The sequence below is a fragment of the Niveispirillum sp. genome (assembly GCF_017996735.1).
In the GTDB taxonomy this organism is placed as follows: Bacteria; Pseudomonadota; Alphaproteobacteria; order Azospirillales; family Azospirillaceae; genus Niveispirillum.
Window position 1 is genome coordinate 1 of record NZ_JAGOGJ010000115.1, and the last position, 20,711, is coordinate 20,711.

Annotated in this window: 14 protein-coding genes and 1 pseudogene; 11 read left to right on the plus strand and 4 right to left on the minus strand. The window is 63.6% G+C overall.

The features are described from left to right. The 3 genes and pseudogenes from KBA48_RS25400 to KBA48_RS25410 all read right to left on the minus strand — a co-directional run. Positions 1 to 278, minus strand: a pseudogene (locus KBA48_RS25400) (GNAT family N-acetyltransferase); the annotation flags it as partial. Beyond that, the gene (locus KBA48_RS25405) at positions 275 to 565 is read right to left on the minus strand and encodes a DUF1778 domain-containing protein (RefSeq protein WP_292911492.1); all 291 of its coding nucleotides are present in this window, start codon (positions 563 to 565) and stop codon (positions 275 to 277) included. The gene KBA48_RS25405 and the pseudogene KBA48_RS25400, both read right to left, overlap by 4 nt. 63 nt (positions 566 to 628) lie before the next feature. Next, the gene (locus tag KBA48_RS25410) at positions 629 to 2,800 is read right to left on the minus strand and encodes a malate synthase G (protein WP_292911493.1); all 2,172 of its coding nucleotides are present in this window, start codon (positions 2,798 to 2,800) and stop codon (positions 629 to 631) included. Positions 2,801 to 2,939: 139 nt separating this feature from the next. Between KBA48_RS25410 and KBA48_RS25415 the strand changes: the two genes are divergently transcribed. The 3 genes from KBA48_RS25415 to KBA48_RS25425 all read left to right on the plus strand — a co-directional run bounded on the left by KBA48_RS25415 (position 2,940) and on the right by KBA48_RS25425 (position 6,140). Beyond that, positions 2,940 to 3,740, plus strand: coding sequence for an IclR family transcriptional regulator (locus KBA48_RS25415; protein ID WP_292911494.1), 801 nt, complete (start codon positions 2,940 to 2,942; stop codon positions 3,738 to 3,740). 125 nt (positions 3,741 to 3,865) lie between these two features. Then, entirely contained in the window at positions 3,866 to 4,267 is a 402-nt protein-coding gene (locus KBA48_RS25420; protein WP_292911495.1) for a response regulator, read from the plus strand. Next, on the plus strand, positions 4,251 to 6,140 hold the full coding sequence (locus tag KBA48_RS25425) for a response regulator (RefSeq protein WP_292911496.1): 1,890 nt from the start codon (positions 4,251 to 4,253) through the stop codon (positions 6,138 to 6,140). Before KBA48_RS25420 ends, KBA48_RS25425 begins: the two co-directional genes overlap by 17 nt. Positions 6,141 to 6,210: 70 nt before the next feature. Here the strand turns inward: KBA48_RS25425 and KBA48_RS25430 are convergent, their stop codons facing one another. Then, complete coding sequence (locus tag KBA48_RS25430; protein ID WP_292911497.1) at positions 6,211 to 9,246, minus strand: ligand-binding sensor domain-containing diguanylate cyclase; 3,036 nt, start codon at positions 9,244 to 9,246, stop codon at positions 6,211 to 6,213. Between the two features lie 435 nt (positions 9,247 to 9,681). On the opposite strand from KBA48_RS25430, the gene KBA48_RS25435 reads away from it, so the two are divergent. The 8 genes from KBA48_RS25435 to KBA48_RS25470 all read left to right on the plus strand — a co-directional run. After that, positions 9,682 to 12,747, plus strand: a complete 3,066-nt coding sequence (locus tag KBA48_RS25435) for a TonB-dependent receptor (RefSeq protein WP_292911498.1) — start codon at positions 9,682 to 9,684, stop codon at positions 12,745 to 12,747. 101 nt (positions 12,748 to 12,848) lie between these two features. Beyond that, the gene (locus KBA48_RS25440; RefSeq protein ID WP_292911499.1) at positions 12,849 to 14,435 is read left to right on the plus strand and encodes a glycoside hydrolase family 28 protein; all 1,587 of its coding nucleotides are present in this window, start codon (positions 12,849 to 12,851) and stop codon (positions 14,433 to 14,435) included. 16 nt (positions 14,436 to 14,451) lie between these two features. Beyond that, positions 14,452 to 15,201: an SDR family NAD(P)-dependent oxidoreductase gene (locus KBA48_RS25445; RefSeq protein ID WP_292911500.1), complete on the plus strand. Its 750-nt coding sequence runs from the start codon at positions 14,452 to 14,454 to the stop codon at positions 15,199 to 15,201. Positions 15,202 to 15,239: 38 nt separating this feature from the next. Continuing rightward, on the plus strand, positions 15,240 to 16,304 hold the full coding sequence (gene rhaT, locus KBA48_RS25450) for an L-rhamnose/proton symporter RhaT (protein ID WP_292911501.1): 1,065 nt from the start codon (positions 15,240 to 15,242) through the stop codon (positions 16,302 to 16,304). After that, positions 16,304 to 17,917 (plus strand): glycoside hydrolase 43 family protein, encoded by a 1,614-nt coding sequence (locus KBA48_RS25455; RefSeq protein WP_292911502.1) that lies wholly within the window; start codon positions 16,304 to 16,306, stop codon positions 17,915 to 17,917. Before rhaT ends, KBA48_RS25455 begins: the two co-directional genes overlap by 1 nt. Then, the gene (locus KBA48_RS25460) at positions 17,914 to 19,503 is read left to right on the plus strand and encodes a hypothetical protein (RefSeq protein WP_292911503.1); all 1,590 of its coding nucleotides are present in this window, start codon (positions 17,914 to 17,916) and stop codon (positions 19,501 to 19,503) included. The genes KBA48_RS25455 and KBA48_RS25460 overlap by 4 nt, the downstream gene beginning before the upstream one ends. Positions 19,504 to 19,528: 25 nt before the next feature. Further along, positions 19,529 to 20,119, plus strand: a complete 591-nt coding sequence (locus tag KBA48_RS25465; RefSeq protein ID WP_292911504.1) for a recombinase family protein — start codon at positions 19,529 to 19,531, stop codon at positions 20,117 to 20,119. A 221-nt stretch (positions 20,120 to 20,340) separates the two neighbouring features. Then, the coding region (locus KBA48_RS25470; protein WP_292911505.1) for a PAS domain-containing protein at positions 20,341 to 20,711 on the plus strand (371 nt) is incomplete at its 3' end.

A 20,711-nucleotide genomic window follows, 5' to 3' on the forward strand; every position in this document is an offset into this window, starting at 1 on the left:
GAAATATCCACCGCCAGCCGGGCAAGGACAACGACGGGTACAGGGTCCGGCATGTTGCGACGGAACCGTCCCGTTGCCGCCAATGTCGCCACGCCGCCAGATGCTAGGGCGTAGTATCCTGCGATACGATCCCCGTCACAGGCAATGAACGTGCGGGTGGCGCCCGATACCTGATTGGCACGGGCGCGACGGATCAGCCATGGGTCGAGTGCCGCCTCACCAGAGGAAAAGCCTTCCAGCACATGAGCGGCCAGCGGCTGCGGCGCCGACAGGCTCACGCCTGCTTATCCCAGATAGGACGCTGCCCCAGACTGCGCTGCAGCCGTTCATTGGGTTCAGGCGGTGCGTCCAGACGTTCAAGGAAGGCCGCATAAGCCGCCTCATCCACCTGGAAAAGGGTGCGATCCAGCAATGCGTCGGTCGCCGCCTGCCGGGCCGCATCCAGCACGAAATCTGTGCGGGTCTTGCCCAGCAGGCGCGCAGCCTGATCGATCAGGCTGCGATCATCGGCCTGGATGCGGATATTCAAGCTTTCGCGACGGGTGGGATTGTCGATGGCCGTCATGATGGTCTCCAGGATCGCAAACCATCATGACGTAATGTCATCGTCTGTACAAGCGCCGTGCGTTCACCCCTGCGCCTTCAGCGCCCGGCGATGCTTGTGCAGCAGCGGCTCCGTGTAGCCGCTGGGCTGTTCCACGCCCTTGAACACCAGGTCGCAGGCGGCCTGGAAGGCGATGGAGCCGTCGAAATCCGGCGCCATGGGGCGGTAGAGCGGGTCGCCGGCGTTCTGGCTGTCCACGACGGCAGCCATGCGCTTCATGACGGCCAGCACCTGCGCCTGGGTGCAGACCCCGTGCAGCAGCCAGTTGGCGATATGCTGGCTGGAGATGCGCAGGGTGGCGCGGTCTTCCATCAGGCCGACATTGTGGATGTCCGGCACCTTGGAACAGCCGATGCCCTGATCGACCCAGCGCACCACATAACCCAGGATGCCCTGGGCATTGTTCTCCAACTCCTCGTTCACCTCCGCTTCCGACCAGTTGATGCCACGGGCCAGCGGGATGGTCAGGATGTCGCGCAGGCTTGCGCGCGGCCGGGTGGAAAGTTCGGCCTGACGGGCCGCCACATCGACCTGATGATAATGCAGCGCATGCAGGGTGGCCGCAGTGGGCGAGGGGACCCAGGCCGTATTGGCGCCGGCCATCGGGTGGCCCACCTTGACCTTCAGCATTTCCGCCATCCGGTCGGGCATGGCCCACATGCCCTTGCCGATCTGCGCATGGCTCCGGAAGCCGGCGGCCAGACCGTTATCGACGTTCCAGTTCTCATAGGCGCCGATCCAGGCGGATGATTTCATGTCCGCCTTGCGGATCATGGGGCCGGCCTGCATGGAGGTGTGCATCTCGTCGCCGGTGCGGTCCAGGAAGCCGGTATTGATGAAACAGACGCGATCCTTGGCGGCGCGGATACATTCCTTCAGGTTGACGGTGGTCCGCCGCTCCTCGTCCATGATGCCGATCTTCAGGGTGTTGCGGGTCAGGCCCAGCACATCCTCGATCCGATCGAACAGATGGTTGGCGAAGGCCACTTCCTCCGGCCCGTGCATCTTCGGCTTGACGATATAGACCGAACCGGCGCGGCTGTTGGACAGGCCGCCTGTGCGGCGCAGGTCGTGCAAGGCGATCAGCGACGTGACGATACCGTCCAGGATGCCTTCCGGGACCCAGGACCCATCTTCAAACGTCACGGCATCAATGGTCATCAGATGCCCGACATTGCGGATGAATAGCAGGGAACGGCCGTGCAGGGTGACGGTACCCGTGCCATCAGCGCTGTTGTAGGTACGGTCGGGATTGAGGGCGCGGTCCAGGGTATGGCCACCCTTTTCAAACGTCGCCGTCAGGTCGCCCTTCATCAGGCCCAGCCAGTTGCGATAGACAATGGTCTTGTCGGCGGCATCGACGGCGGCGATGCTATCCTCACAATCCATGATGGCCGTCAGGGCCGATTCCAGCACGATATCGGCGACACCGGCCGCATCGCCTTTGCCGATCGCATGCGACCGGTCGATGACGACATCCAGATGCAGGCCATGGTGGACCAGCAGGATGTTGGTCGGGGCGGCGGCCTCTCCGTTATAGCCCTTGAACTGTGCCGCATCGGCCAGGCCGGTGACGGACCCGTTGTTCAGCGTCACGGACAGGGCGCCATTGGCGATGCTGTATCCCGTCGCGTCCTTGTGGCTGCCGGTGGCCAGCGGCGCGGCGCGGTCCAGAACCTCCCGTCCCTTGGCGATCACGGCGGCACCGCGCACGGGATCATAGCCCTTGGCACCCGGTGTTCCCACATCGCCCAGGGCGTCGGTGCCGTAAAGCGCGTCATACAGGCTGCCCCAGCGGGCATTGGCGGCGTTCAGGGCGAAGCGGGTGTTCATCACCGGCACCACCAACTGCGGCCCGGCCACCTGGCTGACTTCCGGATCGGTGTTGGCCGTGGTGATGGCGAAATCCGGTCCCTCCGGCACCAGATAGCCGATGTCGCGCAGAAACGCCTCATAGGCACCGGGGTCGATATCCTGCCCCCGCCGGGCGACATGCCAGCCGTCGATCTTGGCCTGCAGCGCGTCACGCCGATCCAGCAGGCGCCTGTTCACCGGGGCGAGGTCACGGAACAGGGCGGCAAAACCGGACCAGAAGGCGGCGGGTTCCACGCCTGTGCCGGGAAGAGCTTCCGTTTCCAGGAAACGGTGCAGTTCGGCATCGACCTTCAGGCCGTGGACATCGACGGTGGCAGACATTGGACGGGCCTTCCGTGGGAAATGTAAGGGGGCTGGTCAAACCCGTATCAGCGCCCGCGTCTGCATGCAATACACAATGGAAGTCTTTCCACGATACGGAAATTGATGATAGGGTCTGACCGAAGCCGGGGAAATGCCTATGACGAAAGTTTCAGCCGATAGTGTGGAGCGCAGCGGCAATGTCCAGGTGCTTGGCCGTGCCGTTGCCATTCTGAACCATCTGGCCCAGGCCGATGGGGGCGCCAGCCTGACGGAGGTCGGCAATGCAGTCGGGCTTGCCGCGTCGACCACGCATCGATTGCTGACCTCGCTGGAGTCCGAGCGGTATGTTCGCTTCGATTCGGAGACAAAGCTCTGGTCGGTAGGGGTGCAGGCCTTCATCATGGGCAACGGGTTCCTGCGTACCCGCGATCTGGTCCGTCTGGCCCGTCCCCATATGCGTGCCCTGATGGAAGCCAGCGGTGAGACGGTCAATCTGGCGATCGAGGATCAGGGGGCGGCCGTCTATCTTTCCCAGGTGGAATGCCGGGAGATGATGCGCACCTTCGCCCGGTTGGGCGCGCGGGTTCCGATGCATTGCTCCGGCGTGGGAAAGGCGCTGCTGTCGGCGATGGATGCGGGCATGCTGGTCCGCCATATCGATCGCCATGGATTACCGCGGATGACCGCGCGCACAATCACGAACGACGCGGATTTGAAGGCAGATCTGGCCGAGGCACGGCGGCGCGGCTATGCGATTGATGACGAGGAACATGCCGTGGGCCTGCGCTGCGTTGCCGCCCCAATCTTCAACGAACATGGCGATCCGGTGGGTGCCGTGTCGCTCAGCGGTCCCATGGCGCGCATCACAGATGCGCGTATTGCGACGCTTGGCGCCCTGGCCGGGCGCACAGCCAGCCGCATCATGTCTGAAATCGGCGGAAATCCGCCAGCAGATTAGGTTAATCTGCCGGCCTATACCCAACCTTAGGCCGTTCGAAATAAGGCTCAACGCTTAGCGCCATTTGCCTGCGAACAGCGTTAAGCTATCAAGATTGCTTTGCCGGGTTACAGGGTTTGCCGTCAATGGGGAGTCAAAAACAGATATTGGTCGTCGAGGACGAGTTCCTGATCGCCATCCATGTCGCCGATATCATGGCGGACCTGGGTTTTGGCGTGATCGGGCCCGTGGGCGATATCAATCAGGCCCTGATCCTGGCGGGGGATGAAGCGCTTGATGGCGCCATCCTGGATGTGAACCTGTCCGGTCAGTTGGTCTTCCCTGTGGCGGCCGCCCTGGCGGCGCGTGGTGTCCCTTTCATCCTGACCAGCGGTTATGACGCCAGTGGCCTTCCTGCCGAATGGCAGGGACGCCCTATTTTGCGCAAGCCGGTGGTGGAGCGTGATCTGTCCCGCCTGGCACAGTCGGTATTTTCGCCGTCCGGACCGGTCGAAACCTTGAAGGTGGTTGGTGTCCATCAGGACTGAGGCGCCGAGCCGGCGTATTCTTCTGGTTGAGGATAGTCCCACCCAGGCCCTGCGCCTGCGGCTGCTGCTGGAGGATGAGGGCTATCAGGTCGAACAGGTGGACAGCGCCGAGGCGGCGTTGCCTGTCCTCAATCGTTTGCTGCCGCATCTGCTGATCGTCGATCATCATCTGCCGGGTATGCAGGGGGGGGATCTCTGCCGGCTGATCCGGTTGCATCTGGCGACCTTGTCAATGCCCATCCTGATGCTGACCGCCGATGAGACGCCGGCCCGTCAGCGCGAGGGGTTGGACAGCGGCGCCGATGATTTCCTGGCCAAATCCGCTGACCCCGCCACGCTGCTGCTGCGGGTGGGGCAATTGCTGCGTCACGCCCGGCGCGACGATGACATGGACGTGCTCCCGCAACTTCAATTCCGGCAGACCCGTGTGCTGGTGGCCGGCTTCGGCGCCGATATCCGGCACCGGTTGCGGGAAATGCTGGTGGAGGAAGGCTGTCTGGTGACGGAGGTCGGGTACGCGACCGACGCCCTGGCCCGGCTGGCGCATGAACCGCAGGATGTGATGCTGGTCAATGACCAGTTGCCGGATGTCGGGGGGGTGGAACTGTGCCGTCAGTGCCGCGCCAGCATGGGGACGGGAACCGCCGTGATACTGGGCATCGGCGGCGGACATGGGCAGGAGCAGTTGCACCGGTTGCTGGCAGCCGGCATCGACGATCTTTTCGATCCCAACACCTCACTCTCCTCCCTGCGGGCGCGGTTGCGCGCCATATTGCGACGGCGTTTCCTGGAAGACCAGAACCGCCGGCTGCTGGCCGATTTCCGGGAGCGGGAGGGGCGGGCGCTGCGGCTGGAGGCTGAACGCAACGCCGCGCGGACCCGCGCCATGCTGGCGGACCAGTTGGCGGCCGTGAACCGGCGGCTGGCGGATCAGGCGCTGATCACCGCCACCATCACCCGCAATGTGCCGGCGGCGCTGATCCTTACCGACCGTGCGGGTATGGCGACATATCTCAATCCGCCCGCCATGGCGCTGCTGGGGGGCGAGTTTGAGGGGGCATCGGTATTCGAACGGTTGGGGGCAAGCATGGCGGCGGGGTCAAGCCCCGTGCCGGCGGTTACCGAACAGGCAGCCATCCTGACCCGGTCGGATGGGCACGGGGTGCCGGTTCTGTTCTCGATCACGCCCTTGGACGGCGACGAGGGGCCGTCCGGGGCCGTCGTTCAGATCATCGACGTGACGGAAAGGCGGCAGGCGGAGGAACGGCAGGAACTGCTGATGGCGGAACTGTCACACCGGGTCAAGAACACCCTGGCCACCGTCCTGTCGATCGGCCAGCAGACCCGTCGTCGGCATGCCGACACGGACAGTTTCTGGCGGTCCTTCGAGGGCCGGTTGCGGGCTCTGTCGGCCACGCACAATCTTCTGGCCGACCATTACTGGGAATGGGTGCAGTTGTCGGAGGTGATCCAGCACGAGGTCACCCCCTATGCCCAGGAACCGCAGGATGTCACCATCGACGGACCGGCCATCGATCTGCGGCCCAAGGCGGCCCTGGCGCTTGCCCTGGTCTTTCATGAACTGGCGACCAATGCCGCCAAATATGGCGCCTTTTGCCAGGGCGGCGGTCATCTGGATGTGCGCTGGAGCCTCAGCGACGGAGACGCGCCCCGTATCCGTCTGACCTGGAAGGAAAGGGGCGGGCCGAAGACCAGCGTACCGGAGTCGCATGGCTTTGGTACCACATTGATCAAACGGTCGCTCGCCTATGAAATCCAGGGGGAGACCAGACTGTATTTCGAGCCGGACGGTCTGCGTTGCGGCATGGAGTTCCCGCTGAGTGAAGGGATCAGGCGGGGTATCGGCGCCTGAGGTTTCATCCGGTCGATCCCGGTAAAACCCCGCAGGCCCGATTGACGGTGTCCGCTTGGAACGGACGGCGTCAGAGCGTCGCGAGAATGACCCGGTTGCGCCCGCCCTGCTTGGCCGCATAAAGCGCGGAGTCCGCGCGGGCATAAAGCGTATCCAGGTCGTCGTCGGGCCGCAGTTCCGCCACGCCAATGCTGGCCGTCACCTGAATGGTGGCATTGTCGCCGGAGACCTGGCCGGCCGCCAATGTCACGCATAGCCGCTCGGCCAGCATGGTCGCGCCTTCGGCATCGGTGTTCGGCATCAGCAGGGCGAATTCCTCGCCCCCCACACGGCCGACCAGATCGGTTTCACGCAGATGGCCGGTCAGAAACTGGCCCGCCATCACCAGGACCGCATCCCCCGCCGGATGCCCGTGGGTGTCGTTGATACGCTTGAAATCATCCAGGTCCAGCACAGCCAGACTGAGCGGCGCTCCATCGCGGATGGCCTGTGCCACGGCTTCCGTCGCGCACTGCATGAAATGCCGGCGGTTGGCACATCCGGTCAGCGGGTCGGTCATGGCCAGCCGTTTCAGCCGCTCATTGGCGGCGCGCAGGTCCGATGTGCGATCCGCGACCTGTCGCTCCAGATCGGATTGCCGTCGGCGCAGGAGGGAGGTGCGCCAGCGGACCAGCCCCAGAATGCCGAGCAGCGCCAGCAGCCCCGCCAGCGTCTGGGCCCAGCGATGCTGATACCAGGCCGGAAGAACCTGCACGGGCAAAACCAGATCGTCCGCCGCCGTCAACCCTTCACGGTTAGTGCCCCGCAGCCGCAACTGATACTGACCGGGCGCCAGATTGGTATAGACGGCCAGCCGCCGATTGACGTCGGTTTGCACCCAGTCGGGATCGAATCCCTCCAGCTTGTAGGCATAGTGATTGCGTTCCGGCGCCGTATAGTCGAGTGCCGCGAATTCCACGGCCAGACTGTTGGAGTCGGGGGTGAGAACCAAGGGGGGCGGATTGTGCTGGCCGTTATACCGTCCCACCGGGACATGTTTGCCGCCGACGCGCAGGTCCGTCACCACCATGGGCGGGCGGAAACGCCAAGGGGGCAGGGCGCCCGGCCGCGCCACGGTCAGGCCGCCCAGCGCGCCGAACATTACGGCGCCCGTCGCGTCGGTGGCGCCCGCACCCGCAACATAGTCCAGCAACGGTGCGCCATCGGCGCGGCGTACGGCACGGGCGGTCAGGCGTTCGGCATCGATCATGGCCAGCCCGTCATCGGTGCCGGCCCAGATGGTTCCGGCACTGTCCATCTGCATGCTGCCGACATTGACATGGGGAAGACCACGGTCCAGGCCAAGCCGCTGGAAGCGTAGCCGGTTTTGCGCGTCGCGGCCTGTCAATACCCCGATGCCGCCACCAAAGGTGCCCACCCATAGTCGTTCCTGACGATCCATCAGAAGGCTGACCACGTATCGGCCTGGCAATGCTTGCGGATCGGCGGGGTCCGCGACGATATGTTCGACCGCATGGGTCATCACATCGATGCGATGCAAGCCGTCGCGCGTTCCGACCCAGAGGTCGTTGCCCGCCCCACGGCGGATGATGTTTACGCAAGGGTCGGCCAGCGCGACCGCGCCCCCGGCCAGGACGATCTCCGGTTGGCCGCCGGGGCGGAAACCCCACAACCCGTCATCCTCTCCCCCCAGCCAAAGGACATCGTGATCAAATGTCAGGGAAGCAACGGCGGCGTGAGGGTCCCGTCCGGGAACCGGCACCAGCCGCAGCATCTTTGTGGCCGGATTGCGGGCATAGAGCCCGTGGCGGGTGCCAAACCAGACCGTCCCGTCGGCACCTTCGACCAGGGCGGAAACCTGGGAAGGGGGCAAGGCGCCGTCCGATATGGCCGGATCGGGTTGCAGGGTCACCAGACGCCCGCCCGCCGGGTCGATCAACTCCGCGCCATTATTGAGATAACCAAGCCATATCAGGCCATTGCGCAAGGGCAGGATCGAGAGGACATCCGTGCCCGTCAGCCCGCCCGGCTGCTGGGTGCCGCCGTAAATGGTCGAAATGATGCCCGGGTCATGGGGATGGTAGCTGAGGCCGCCGCTGGTGCCGATCCAGATGGAACCGGCATCGTCCCGCAAGGAGGCCCAGATGTCGTCATGCGACAGGCTGGCTTGAAGGGTTCGGTCATGCCGCATCGGGCGGACCCGGCGGCTGTGGATGTCGACCGCCCACATGCCGCCGCCGCGCAGGCCCGCCCAGATTTCGGTCGGGCTGGCCACCACCATGGTGGCGACGCCGCTTTTCTCCATGCCCGTTCCCACACCGATGGGAACAGGCATGTCCGATCCCGGTTCAAGAACGAACAGGCCACGCCGCCTTGTGCCGATCCAGATCCTTCCCTCCGGATCCTGCGCCAGGGCGGATACGCCCAAGGCGTCCCGCACCGTGGGAATGGTCGTGAACGCGACCTCTCCCGCGCGGCGTCGGACCAGGCCGAAGGCTCCACCCACCCAGAATGTTCCGTCGTCGGAACGCAACAGCGCGCGTACCGCGCCGGATGGCAATCCATCCGCCGTGATCAGGCTGGGGACATCCTGTGCGGACAGATTGTACAGCCCATCATCCGTCCCCACCCAAAGGCCGCCACGCCCATCATCGGCGATGGCGCCGATATGCATGCGGCCGGGGACGGTGCTCAGCGTCACGGGGTGGAACAGGTCGGTGGTCTTGTCGTAGCGGGCCAGTCCTGCGGCACCGCTGCCAACCCATAACCTTCCATCGGCGCCGACATGCAGGATGGAGATCCAATCGTCGGGCAGGCTGCCTTTCACCAACGGATCGGCACGATAGGTGCGGAAACGATAGCCGTCCCAGCGTGCCAGCCCCCCTTGCAGACCGACCCACAGAAAACCGTCGCGGTCCTGGGCAAGCGCGGTGGGTACCGGATGCGGCAGGCCCTGGTCACGACCGTAATTGATGAAAACCGTCGTCGACAGTTCTTCCCATCGGTCGGCCGCCTGTGCCGGAAAGGTCCAGGCGTGCAGCAGCAAGGTGGCAGCAAAACAACCCGCTGCTGATCGAACCTTCCAGCGCTGTCCCCAGATGCTCAAGATGCCGCCGCCGGTTTATCAAGGATTTCGGCTCTATAGCAGAGTCGCCCCAAGAAAGCAGCAATAGGTTGATGGTAGCGGGGCAGGAAGTCATGTGATCCATACAAGGATTGCGGCAGCTTGATTGCGGCCAATGCAACCGATCTTACCCTTTTCACGACGTTTCTTCCGCAATCCGACCTCCATTCTGGTCCGAACCCCGGCTCTGACTGCCATATTGTCGCGGGGTCATCGTCGTTGATGTGCGGCCCATTGTTCCGCGGTTCAGGGAATTTGGCCAGTGGCGCTTTGGGAGCGGTAACAAAACCATTGACGTCACAATCTCAATAGATAATAATGCATTCCAAAATATGGGATACATGCTGGCGGCCAGGGATTTTGCCTGAACACGCCGGTATGTCTGCAGTTTTTAAAGAAGCCAAGAGGGAGGTCCCTGTGCGCAAGTGTGAGATCAGTCGTCGCGGACGGCTGCTGACGGGTACGGCTGTCGCCGCCTTTGCAGGTCTTGTTATGCCAGCGTTGGCACAGGACGCCGCGACCGGCCAGCAGGTCGAAACATTGGAAGAAGTGGTGGTCACCGGGTCGCGCATTCCGCGCGCCTTCGCGGCGCCCACCCCCGTCAGCGTTGTTGGCGCCGAGGATGTGAAGCTGTCCGGCAACGTCAATATCGAAAAGGTGCTGGCCCAGTTGCCGCAGTCGGTCGGCTCGCAGTTCGGCAGCGCCACGTCCAACACGGTTCCCGGCGGTTTCGCCGACGTCAACCTTCGTGGTTTCGGTGCGACCCGCAATCTGGTGCTGGTCAACGGGCGTCGTTTCGCGATCTATGGACCGGAGCAGGTTACCGACCTGAACACGATCCCGTCGACCCTGGTGTCCCGTACCGAGGTTGTGACGGGCGGCTCTTCGGCCGTCTATGGCTCGGACGCCATCACCGGCGTCGTCAACTTCATCATGCGCGACGATTTCGAGGGCGTCGAGGCCCGCGCCCAGATCAATATGGATCAGCCCACGGGTACGCCGGTTTATAACGTGGATATCACGGCGGGCGGCAATTTTGCCGACGGCCGGGGCAATATCGTGGTGGCGGGCAACTTCCTGGACCGTGGTGCCATCACCCGCGGCGACCGTGGCAGCTTCGCCTATGACAGCCTGTCCGATGGTTGCGTGGTCAAGGGGACCAGCAGCCCGAACGGTGCGGGCACGCCCTTCACCCCGCCGGCCGGCCAGGGCTGTGTCGCGGGCGGCGGCGAACTGGGCTTTATCCGGGGCGGGTCGGGCGATATCCCCAATGGCCGCTTCTCCGGCATTCCGTCATTCGGCGGGTCGAATGCGGCATTGAATGCCGCCTACACGGCCGCCGGTCTGGGCACGCTGGGTTCGCGCGGTTTTACCTTCAACGATGCCGGCACGACGGCCCGTCCGGCGGTGACGCCGCAGGATGATTTCAATCTGGGGCCGGACAATTACCTGATCCAGCCGCAGCGCCGCGTCATGCTGAACAGCTTCGGTCACTATGATTTCACGGACAAGATCCGTGGCTTCATGGAACTGCACTATTCGAACAATGTGGTTGATGCCCGTCTGGCGCCGACCAATGTCGGCGCACCGACCCTGTTCAATGTGAACAACCCCTATCTGTCGTCATCCATGCGGGAAGTGTTCCGTCAGTTGGATCTGGCGGAAACGGGCACGACCACCGTGACCAGTGGCACCGCCACCCGCACCACGACGGCGGGCGACGGTCTGGCCGTCGTTACGGCGGGCCGTCGTTATGTGGAAGTCGGCCCCCGCCGCGCCACGGAACGCCGCAACACCTATCGGGGCGCCTGGGGCTTCGACTGGGATCTGGGCAGCGCGTCGGAAGACTTCCTGTCCGACCTCAGCCTGAACACCTATTACACCTTCGCCCGCACCGAGAACACGCTGCTGCTGCAGAACGCCATTTCCCGGTCGCGGCTGCAGGCCTCGCTGCTGTCCAACGGCACGGCGGCCCCTGTCTGCAACATCTTCGGTGCCAACATCTCCGAGGCGTGCCGGACGGCCATCGCCATCAACGCCACCAATTCCACGGTGGCCACGCAGCAGACGGCCCAGGCCAGCATCACGGGCAAGCTGTTCCCGATGCCGGCCGGTGATGTCGGCTTCTCCACGGGCGTGGAATGGCGCGACACCAGTGCCACCTTCACCCCCGACAGCTTCCTGGCGTCCGGCGACGTGGCCGGCTTCAATCCCGGTCTGCCGACCAAGGGCAGCACCAGCGTCAAGGAAGTGTTCGGCGAGTTGAACGTGCCGCTGCTGCGCGACCTGGATTTTGTCGACGCGCTGGAAGCCAATGGTGCCTTCCGTTATTCCGACTATTCGCTGTCGGGTATCGGTTCGGTCTGGACCTATTCCGGTGGTCTGGATTACCGCGCCAACCGCGACATCGCGTTCCGTGGCCAGTATCAGCGCGCCATCCGCGCCCCGAACGTGAACGAGCTGTTCGGCGGCATCAACCGCGTTGTCGGCGTGGCGACCGACCCCTGTTCGTCGCGGTCCCCGGCGGCGCAGCAGACGGCCGCCGTGCGGGCGATCTGTCAGGCGACCGGCGTGCCGGCGGCCAATGTGTTCACGGCCGCGGTGCAGCCCAACACCATCTTCGGTGCTGATTTCGGCGGCAACCCGAACCTTCAGGAGGAACGGTCCGATACCTACACGTTCGGCACGATCCTGACGCCGGACTTCGTCCCCGGCCTGAATATCAGCGTCGATTATTTCAAGATCAAGCTGGACGGCGCAATCTCCGCCCTGGGTGGCGGTCTGCAGAACACCTTGAACCTTTGCTATAACGTCATCCAGGACGCCAATAGCGAGTTCTGCCGCGCCATCAACCGTAACCCGACGACGGGCGAAATCAACGACCCCTATGTGGCCAAGATCCTGAACGCAAATACGGGCCGGCTGCAGACCTCGGGCATCGATTTCGCGGCCCGGTATTCCTTCGCCGCCGATTTCGGTTTCCCCGGCCTGTCCGATGTTTCCTCCTTCGACATTTCCTCCAACTTCACCTTCCTGGATGATTTCACCTCCACGCCCGTGGCGGCCTTCCCCAACATCCAGAACCATTGCGAGGGTTCCTTCGGCCCGACCTGCGGTCAGCCGCTGCCGGTCTGGCGAGGCAGCACACGCGTGAGCTGGAATGTTGATGCGCTGCAATTGTCGGTCCGCCATCGCTATATCGGCAAGGTCACGACCGACCGTTACATCGTGCCGAAGCGCCAGGGTTCGGCTTCCACGCCGGCCTTGGAGAGCATCGCCTATCCGACCCTGTCGGCGCAGAACTACTTCGACTTCTCCTTCAACTATGACGTCAATCAAAGCCTGCAGGTCTTCGGCGGCGTGAACAACGCGTTCAACAACCGTCCGCCGATCACGACGCAGGGGCCGAATTCCAATACCTGGTCGGCAACCTATGACGTGCTGGGGCCTGAGTTCTTCCTGGGCGCCACGGTGAAGTTCTAAGCACAGCTCCCGCTTCCCGGTGGAGTGTGAAGGGGCCGCTCCTTGTCGGCCCCTTCCTTGTCCCAAATACGGGAAGGGGCGGTGATTTTGGGAGGGTGAAGATGTTCGACCGTCGTTCGCTTGTTCTGGGTGCCGGTGCGGTGGCCGGGGCCGGCATGGTTGTGGGGGCTGCCGCCGCCAAGCCTCAACCGGCCCAAGGAGGGCCGTTCCAGGTCTTCCAGGCCGACATCCGGCAATTCGGGGCCAAGGGCGATGGATCGACCATCGATACGCCGTCCATCAACAAGGCCATCGATTATGTGGCCGAGCGGGGGGGCGGTACCGTCTATTTCCCGCCCGGCACCTATGCCTGCTACACGATCCGCCTGAAAAGCCGCATCACCCTGTACCTGGAACAGGGGGCCACCATCCTGGCGGCGGCACCAACGGACAGCCAGGGTTACGACCATCCCGAGCCGATCCCGGAATGGAACAAATATCAGGATTTCGGCCACAGCCACTGGCGTAACAGCCTGATCTGGGGCGAAGGTCTGCACGACATCGCCATCATCGGCCCCGGTTTGATCTGGGGAAAGGGGTTGGGACGCGGCGACGGCAAGGACAATTGGCTGAAGGATCCGTCCGGGCCCGGCACGGGCAACAAGGCCATTGCCCTGAAATGGTGCCGCAATGTCCTGCTGCGTGATTTCAAGGTGCTGGAGGGCGGCTGGTTCGCGCTGCTGGCCACCGGCGTCGACAATATGACCATCGACAATCTGCTGGTCGACACGAACCGCGACGGGTTCGACATCGATTGCTGCAAGAATGTGCGGGTCACCAATTGCACCGTCAATTCCCCCTATGACGATGCCATCTGTCCGAAATCCAGCTTTGGCCTGGGGGAAGCGCGGGTGACGGAGAACCTGACCATTTCGGATTGCCTGGTCACGGGCAATTATCAGGTCGGCTCCGTCCTGGACGGCACCTGGAAAAAGATGCCGGCCGATTTTGCGCCCCTGATCCACGGGCGCATCAAGTTCGGCACCGAGACCAATGGCGGCTTCCGCAACATCACCATCACCAACTGCCTGTTCGAGGACAGCCGTGGCCTGGCCTTCGAAACGGTGGATGGCGGCGTGCTTGAGGATGTGACCGTCAGCAATATCGCCATGCGCGGCATCGTCGATGCACCGATCTTCCTGCGGCTGGGCAAGCGTATGCGCGGACCGGCCGGGGTGCCGGTCGGATCGCTGAAACGCATCCTTATCCAGAACGTCGTCAGTTCCGGCGCCACGATCCTGCCGTCGGTCGTTGCGGGCTTGACGGAAAAGCCGATCGAGGATCTGCGCATCGCCGATTGTTATTTCCACCATGTCGGCGGCGCGCCGGCGGCGATGGCCGCAATTGATCCGCCTGAGGCGGAAATGGCCTATCCCGAAGCCACGATGTTCGGCGACCTGCCGGCAACCGGCTTCTTCATCCGTCATGCACGGCGGGTCGAGATGACCAATGTCGAGATCGCGGTGGACGCACCCGATCCACGTCCGGCCATCCGGTTGGAAGATGTGCAGGACGCCGATTTTTTCCGCCTGCGCGTTCCCCGGGGCGCGCCGGCCTTTGCCTTGGAAAAGGTTGTTGATTTCCGCAGCACGGGGGCTCGCTGGCTTCCCGACCGGATCACCGACGGCCCGATCAGCGGCAGGTTCTAACTTCGAGGTTTGAAACATGAGTGTTTTTACCGGGCGCTTTTCCGGGCGCAACGCGATCATCACGGGAGCGGCTTCCGGCCTGGGGCTGGAAGTCGCCCGTCGCATTCTGGCCGAAGGCGGGCAGGTGGCCCTCTGGGACCTGAACGCGGATGCGCTGTCCGTCGCGGCGAAGGAACTGGGGGCGGCCCATTTCTGCGCCGTCGATGTGTCGGACGCCGATCAGGTGGCCGCGGCCACGGCATCCAGCGTGGAGGCGCTGGGGCATCTGGACATCCTTGTCTGCTCGGCCGGCATCACGGGTGCCACGGTCGCGGTACAGGATTTCCCGCTGGATAGCTGGTATCGCACCGTCGCCATCAACCTGCACGGCGTCTTCCATTGCTGCCGTTCCGTGGTTCCGCACATGCTGACGCGCGGCTATGGCCGTATCGTCAATGTCGCATCCGTGGCGGGCAAGGAGGGCAACCCCAACGCGTCCGCCTATTCCGCGTCGAAGGCGGGCGTCATCGGCTTTACCAAGTCGCTGGGCAAGGAACTGGCCATGAAGGGTGTTATCGCCAACAGCCTGACGCCCGCGACGTTCGAAAGCCCCATACTGGATCAGTTGCCGGCGAGCCAGATCGACTATATGCGTTCCCGCATCCCCATGGGGCGGCTGGGTTTTGTCAATGAAAGCGCCGCCATGGTCTGTTTCATGGCATCAGAGGAATGCAGCTTCACGACCGCCTCGACCTTCGACACCTCGGGCGGCCGCACGACATACTGAACACCAACGAAAACAGAGTGCAGGGAGGATCTTGAGGCATGGTGGGCAACCCGTTGCTGGGCGTACTCTTCCACTGGCTGGGGGGCCTCGCGTCCGCCAGCTTCTATGTTCCCTACCGCGCCGTGCGGCGATGGTCGTGGGAGATTTACTGGCTGACGGGGGGGATTGTCTCCTGGCTGCTGGCACCCTGGTTCTTCGCCTCGGTGCAGACGAACGACCTGCTGGGCGTTCTGTCGCGGGCCGATACCCCGGTGCTGGTCTGGCCCGTCATCTTCGGCATGCTCTGGGGTTTCGGCGGCCTCACCTATGGCCTCACCATGCGTTATCTGGGTCTGTCGCTGGGCATGGCCGTCGTGCTGGGCCTCTGCACCGTTTTCGGTACCCTGATCCCGCCTTTGTTCCAGGGTGATTTCCAGGCAAAGCTGATCGACAGCGCCGGGGGCAATGTCATCCTGCTGGGCTTGGCCGTCACCTTCGCCGGTATCGTCGTCGTCGCCCTGGCGGGTGCGCGCAAGGATGCCGCCCTGTCGGATGAACAGAAGAAAGCGGCGGTGGCGGAGTTCGACTTCGTCAAGGGCATCGCCGTCGCCACCTTCTCCGGCATCATGTCCTCCTGCTTCGCGTTCGGGCTGGCGGCGGGGGAGCCGGTGAAGGCCCTGTCGGCGGCGGCAGGCACCGGTCCGCTATGGACCGGACTGCCGATCCTTTGCCTTGTCATGTTCGGCGGCCTGATCACCAATGCCGTCTGGTGCGGCTTCCTGATCAACCGCAACAAGAGTGCGGGCGAATGGGTCGGCCTTACGAAGCAGTCGGGGGAACGCCCGCCGCTGGCCGCCAACTTCGTGCTTTGCGCCATTGCCGGCGCCGCCTGGTACTTCCAGTTCTTCTTCTACACGATGGGCGAAAGCCAGATGGGGACCTATGGTTTCTCCTCCTGGACCCTGCACATGGCCTCCATCATCATTTTCGGCACGCTCTGGGGCTTTGCCTTCAAGGAATGGAAGGATGCGCGGCCCGGTGTGCGGTTGATGGTCTGGTCGGGTGTCGGCCTGCTGGTGCTGGCCACCATCATCATCGGTTACGGCAATCAGATGGCCGGGTGATGACGATGCGCCGGTTCCTGTTCTCCACCGCCCTTTCCTTCGTGCTGTTCTCTTCGCTGTCCGTGCGGGCAGCGGAGCCGGCGACCTACACCAACCCGATCCTTTATGCCGATTATTCCGATCCGGACCTGATCAGGGTTGGCGGTGACTATTACATGGTCGCCTCCAGCTTCCATTTCTCGCCGGGCATTCCGGTGCTGAAATCACGGGATCTGGTGCATTGGGCCATCGTGGGGCATGTCCTGCCCAAACTGCCCTTCGCGCCGGAATATGACATGCCCGGCCCGTTCCAACTGGATGACACAAAGTCCAAGCCGGTGGACGGCACCCGATACGCCAGCGGCGTCTGGGCCCCCTCCATCCGTCACCATGATGGTCTGTTTTACGTCTATTGGGCGACGCCCGATGAAGGCGTGTTCATGTCCACGGCGAAAAAGGCGGAAGGTCCCTGGAACTCGCCGGTACAGGTGATCGCCAAGCCGAAGCTGGAGGACCCGTGCCCCTTCTGGGACGATGACGGCACCGCCTGGCTGGTCCATTCCGTGGTCGGTGCCGGCCCCATCATCCTGCACCGCATGAGCCCGGATGGCAAAAGCGTGCTGGATGAAGGCAAGATCATCATCCAGGACAAGGAGAATCTCCCCATCCTGGAGGGGCCGAAACTCTATAAGCGCAATGGCTTCTACTATATCTTCGCCCCGATCGGCGGGGTGGAGAAGGGGGTGCAGGTGGCCCTGCGCGCCCGCTCCATCCAAGGTCCCTATGAATGGCAGGTCGTGTTGAGCCAGGGGTCAACGGCCCTGGAAGGTCCGCATCAGGGCGGCTGGGTTGAAACCCCGTCGGGCCAGGGCTGGTTCGCGCATTTCAACAGCACGGGTGCGTTTGGCCGCATCGTCCATCTGCAACCGGTCGAATGGGTCGATGACTGGCCGGTGATGGGCATACGGCTGGCCGGCACCTATGGCGGCGAACCAGTTGCCACCCATCCCATGCCGGATACGGGCGTCGCCCCGACCAATGACCGGTTGCAGGACAGTGACGAATTTGCGGCCAAATCCCTGGGCCTGCAATGGTCCTGGAACCATAACCCGAACGACAAGGCGTGGAGCCTGTCGGCGCGTCCCGGCTTCCTGCGCCTGACAGCGGGCAAGGCCGAACAGATCACGACGGCGCGCAACACCCTGACCCAGATCCTGCAAGGACCCGACCGGCGCATCACGGCACGGCTGGATATCTCCCGCCTGACGGACGGGCAGCGGGCGGGCCTGTCGCTGTTCGGGGTGCGGCCCAGTTGGATCGGCGTGTCACAGGAGGGCGGGAGACGGTACCTGACCCTGTCATCGGCCGGCGTTGAAACGCGAGGGGATGCCCTGAACGGCAAAACCGTGCAATTGCGCGCCGAGGTGACGGAGGATCAGAAGGTCCGCTACGCCTACAGCCTGGATGAGGGCAAAAGTTTCCGGCCGTTTGGCGACGCCATCCAACTGGCCCGTTTCTCCTGGTGGAAGGGCTCCCGCCCGGCGCTGTTCACCTTTACCAGGGGGGAGCCGGGCGGCGTGGTGGATGTGGATTGGATGCGGCTGGAACCGCTGTCCAAGGGGGATGCACGATGAACCATACATTCTCCCGCCGCGCCCTGCTGGCCGCTGGTGTTGCCGGTCTGGCCTCCCTGTCGCTGCCGCGCGGCGTGCGGGCCAGCGACGCGCAACGGGCCGATGCCCCGCGCTTCACGACCGCCGATACGGGCTGGCAGACCGCCTATGACAAGGCGCTGGAAGTGCTGGCCGGCAATGTGCAGGTCATGCCCTATGTCACCAGGCCCGTTCTGATCGAAGGCTCGGTCTATCGCGGCATCTGGCAGGAATGCGGCCCGCATGAGGCGCTGGTCTATCGCAAGTTCCGCCCCGATGTGGCGCGCAACAGCCACCTGACCTTTTTTGAACTGCAACGGGCCGATGGGCAGTTGCCGGCCAACAACAAGGTGGTGGAAACCGGATTTGGCCAGATCCAGATGGTGGTGCCTATCGCGGCCACGGCCTGGGAACTGGCGCGCGATACCGGCGATGGGGAACTGCTGGAGGTGGCCTACCGTGCCTGTGGCGCCTGGGACGGTTGGCTGATGCGCTACCGCAATACGCGGGGCACGGGGCTGGTGGAGGGGTTCTGCACCTATGATACCGGCCATGACAACAGCCCGCGCTGGGCCGGCATGCCCAACCAGTGTCCCAACAAGGATGCGCGGCGGCATCATGACCTGCCCTCTCTCCCGCGCCTGTGCCCCGATCTGTCGGCCACCATCTTCGGCGCCCGCCGCGCCCTGGCGGAGATGGCCCGCGCCCTGGGTCGGAACGCCGATGCCGATCGTTGGGCCGAGCAGGCAGAGGTGATCCGCAACCTGATCCTGTCAAAGCTGTATGTGGCGGAAGATGCCGCCTTCTATGATCTGGACGCGGAAGACAAGTTCATCCGCGTGCGATCCGATGTGATCAGCCGGGTCTGTGGTGAGCATGTGGTGGATCAGGCGCTGTTCGACACGCTGTGGACGCGGCAGTTGCACAACCCCAATGCCTTCTGGGGCAAGTATCCCTTGTCCTCCATCGCCATGGACGATCCCAGCTTCGTACGGCCCATCCCGGCCAACAGTTGGGGCGGGGCCAGCCAGGGGCTGACGGCGCTGCGGGCCCCCCGCTGGATGGACCATTACGGCCGTGCGGCGGAGTTCACGGAAATGATGGATCGCTGGTGCGAGGCGATCCAGACTGACCTGACCTTCCGGCAGCAGATGGACCCCGAAACGGGTGTGTTCACCCATGGGGAGGATCATCCCAACTACTCCCCCACGGCCCTGGTCATGGTGGATTACACCTGGCGCCTGATTGGCGTGGTGGAGGAGCCGGGGGAACTGTCCTGGAACATCCGGCCGGGCCATAAGGCGGCGCGGGGTGCCCGTTTGTCCATGCCGCTGGATGGTGGCGGGTCGGCGTCGGTCGCTTATGACGGCAAGGGGGCGGATCTGGCCCTGTCCGGCAAGCCGGTGGCGCGGGTCGAGGGTGGGGCCGCCCGCCTCATCACCCGCAAGGATGGCACGCCGACATTCCTTCTGGGCATCTCGCCCCAGGCACAACGTGTGACGCTGCGGCAGGCCGGTCGGGCGCCCCGGCATTTCAACCTGAAGCCGAACCAGCGCCTCGTGCTTTGAACGACCGGGAACAAGGGAGGTCCCTATGCTGATCGGATATGCCCGCCTTTCGGCTGGGGATCAACAGGACGGGCTGCGTCAGACGCGGATGCTGCGGGAGGCGGGTTGCGATCGTGTCGTGACCGAAAGGGCGTCCAGTGGCCGGTGGGACAGACCGGAACTTCAACATTTGCTGGAGAGTTTGCAGCCCGGCGACATCCTTATGGTTCCGGAACTGGGACGTCTTTCGCGGTCCCTGAAGGAAGTGCTGCATCTCCTGGATCGTATCGCGCAGGCGGGGGCAGGCTTCCGCAGCCTGTCGGAAGGGATCGAGACCACGGGACCGGCCGGCCATATGCTGATGCGGATGATCGGGTCCTTCGCGGCGTTCGAACGCCTGATGCTGCTGGAACGGACGGGCGCCGGTCTTGCCAACGCCCGCGCCGCCGGCCGGATCGGCGGGCGGCGCCGCAAGCTGGACGCCACCCAGCGCCGTGAAATCGCTGAAAAAATTCTCTCCGGCACCCATTCCGGGGCAGAGATGGCCCGCCGGCACGGGATCAGCCAACCCACCGTATCGCGCATCGTCGCCGAATATCGGGTTTTCAGCCAATCCGGCTCCTCCATCGCGCCGTGATGCGGAAAGCGGCGTAAACATGAATGTTTGCGCAGCCTCTGAGAACTATACTTAAGTTTATAAAAGCCCGTCTTTTTAACGAAGGTTAATAAATAAATCGTATTTTCAGTAATTGCCGAAGAATCGACATTTATAACCTTCTGATATGCTGATCATTCCACTGTTCCGGCATATTCTTCCCCCAACATGATACGGCGGTTGGACGGGACAAGGGGGCGACCATGTTTTTCGGCAATAATCATGATGCGGATTCGATTCTTACAGCCATTGGCCGGGCCCAGGCAATGATCGAATTCAGTCCCGATGGTGTCATTCTGAACGCGAATGACATTTTCCTGACCGTGATGGGATACTCCCTGAACGAGATCAAAGGAAAACACCACAGTATCTTTGTTGACGGCGCCACGCGTGAAAGCCGTGATTATGCTGAGTTCTGGAGTATCCTGCGTAGTGGCAAGGCCGGAACGGTGCAGATGATCCGGCGTCTGGCGAAGGGCGGACGGGAAGTCTGGATACAGGGCAGCTACAACCCCGTCCTGGACAAGCGGGGGCATGTTGTCAAAGTTGTAAAGATCGCGACAAATGTGACGGC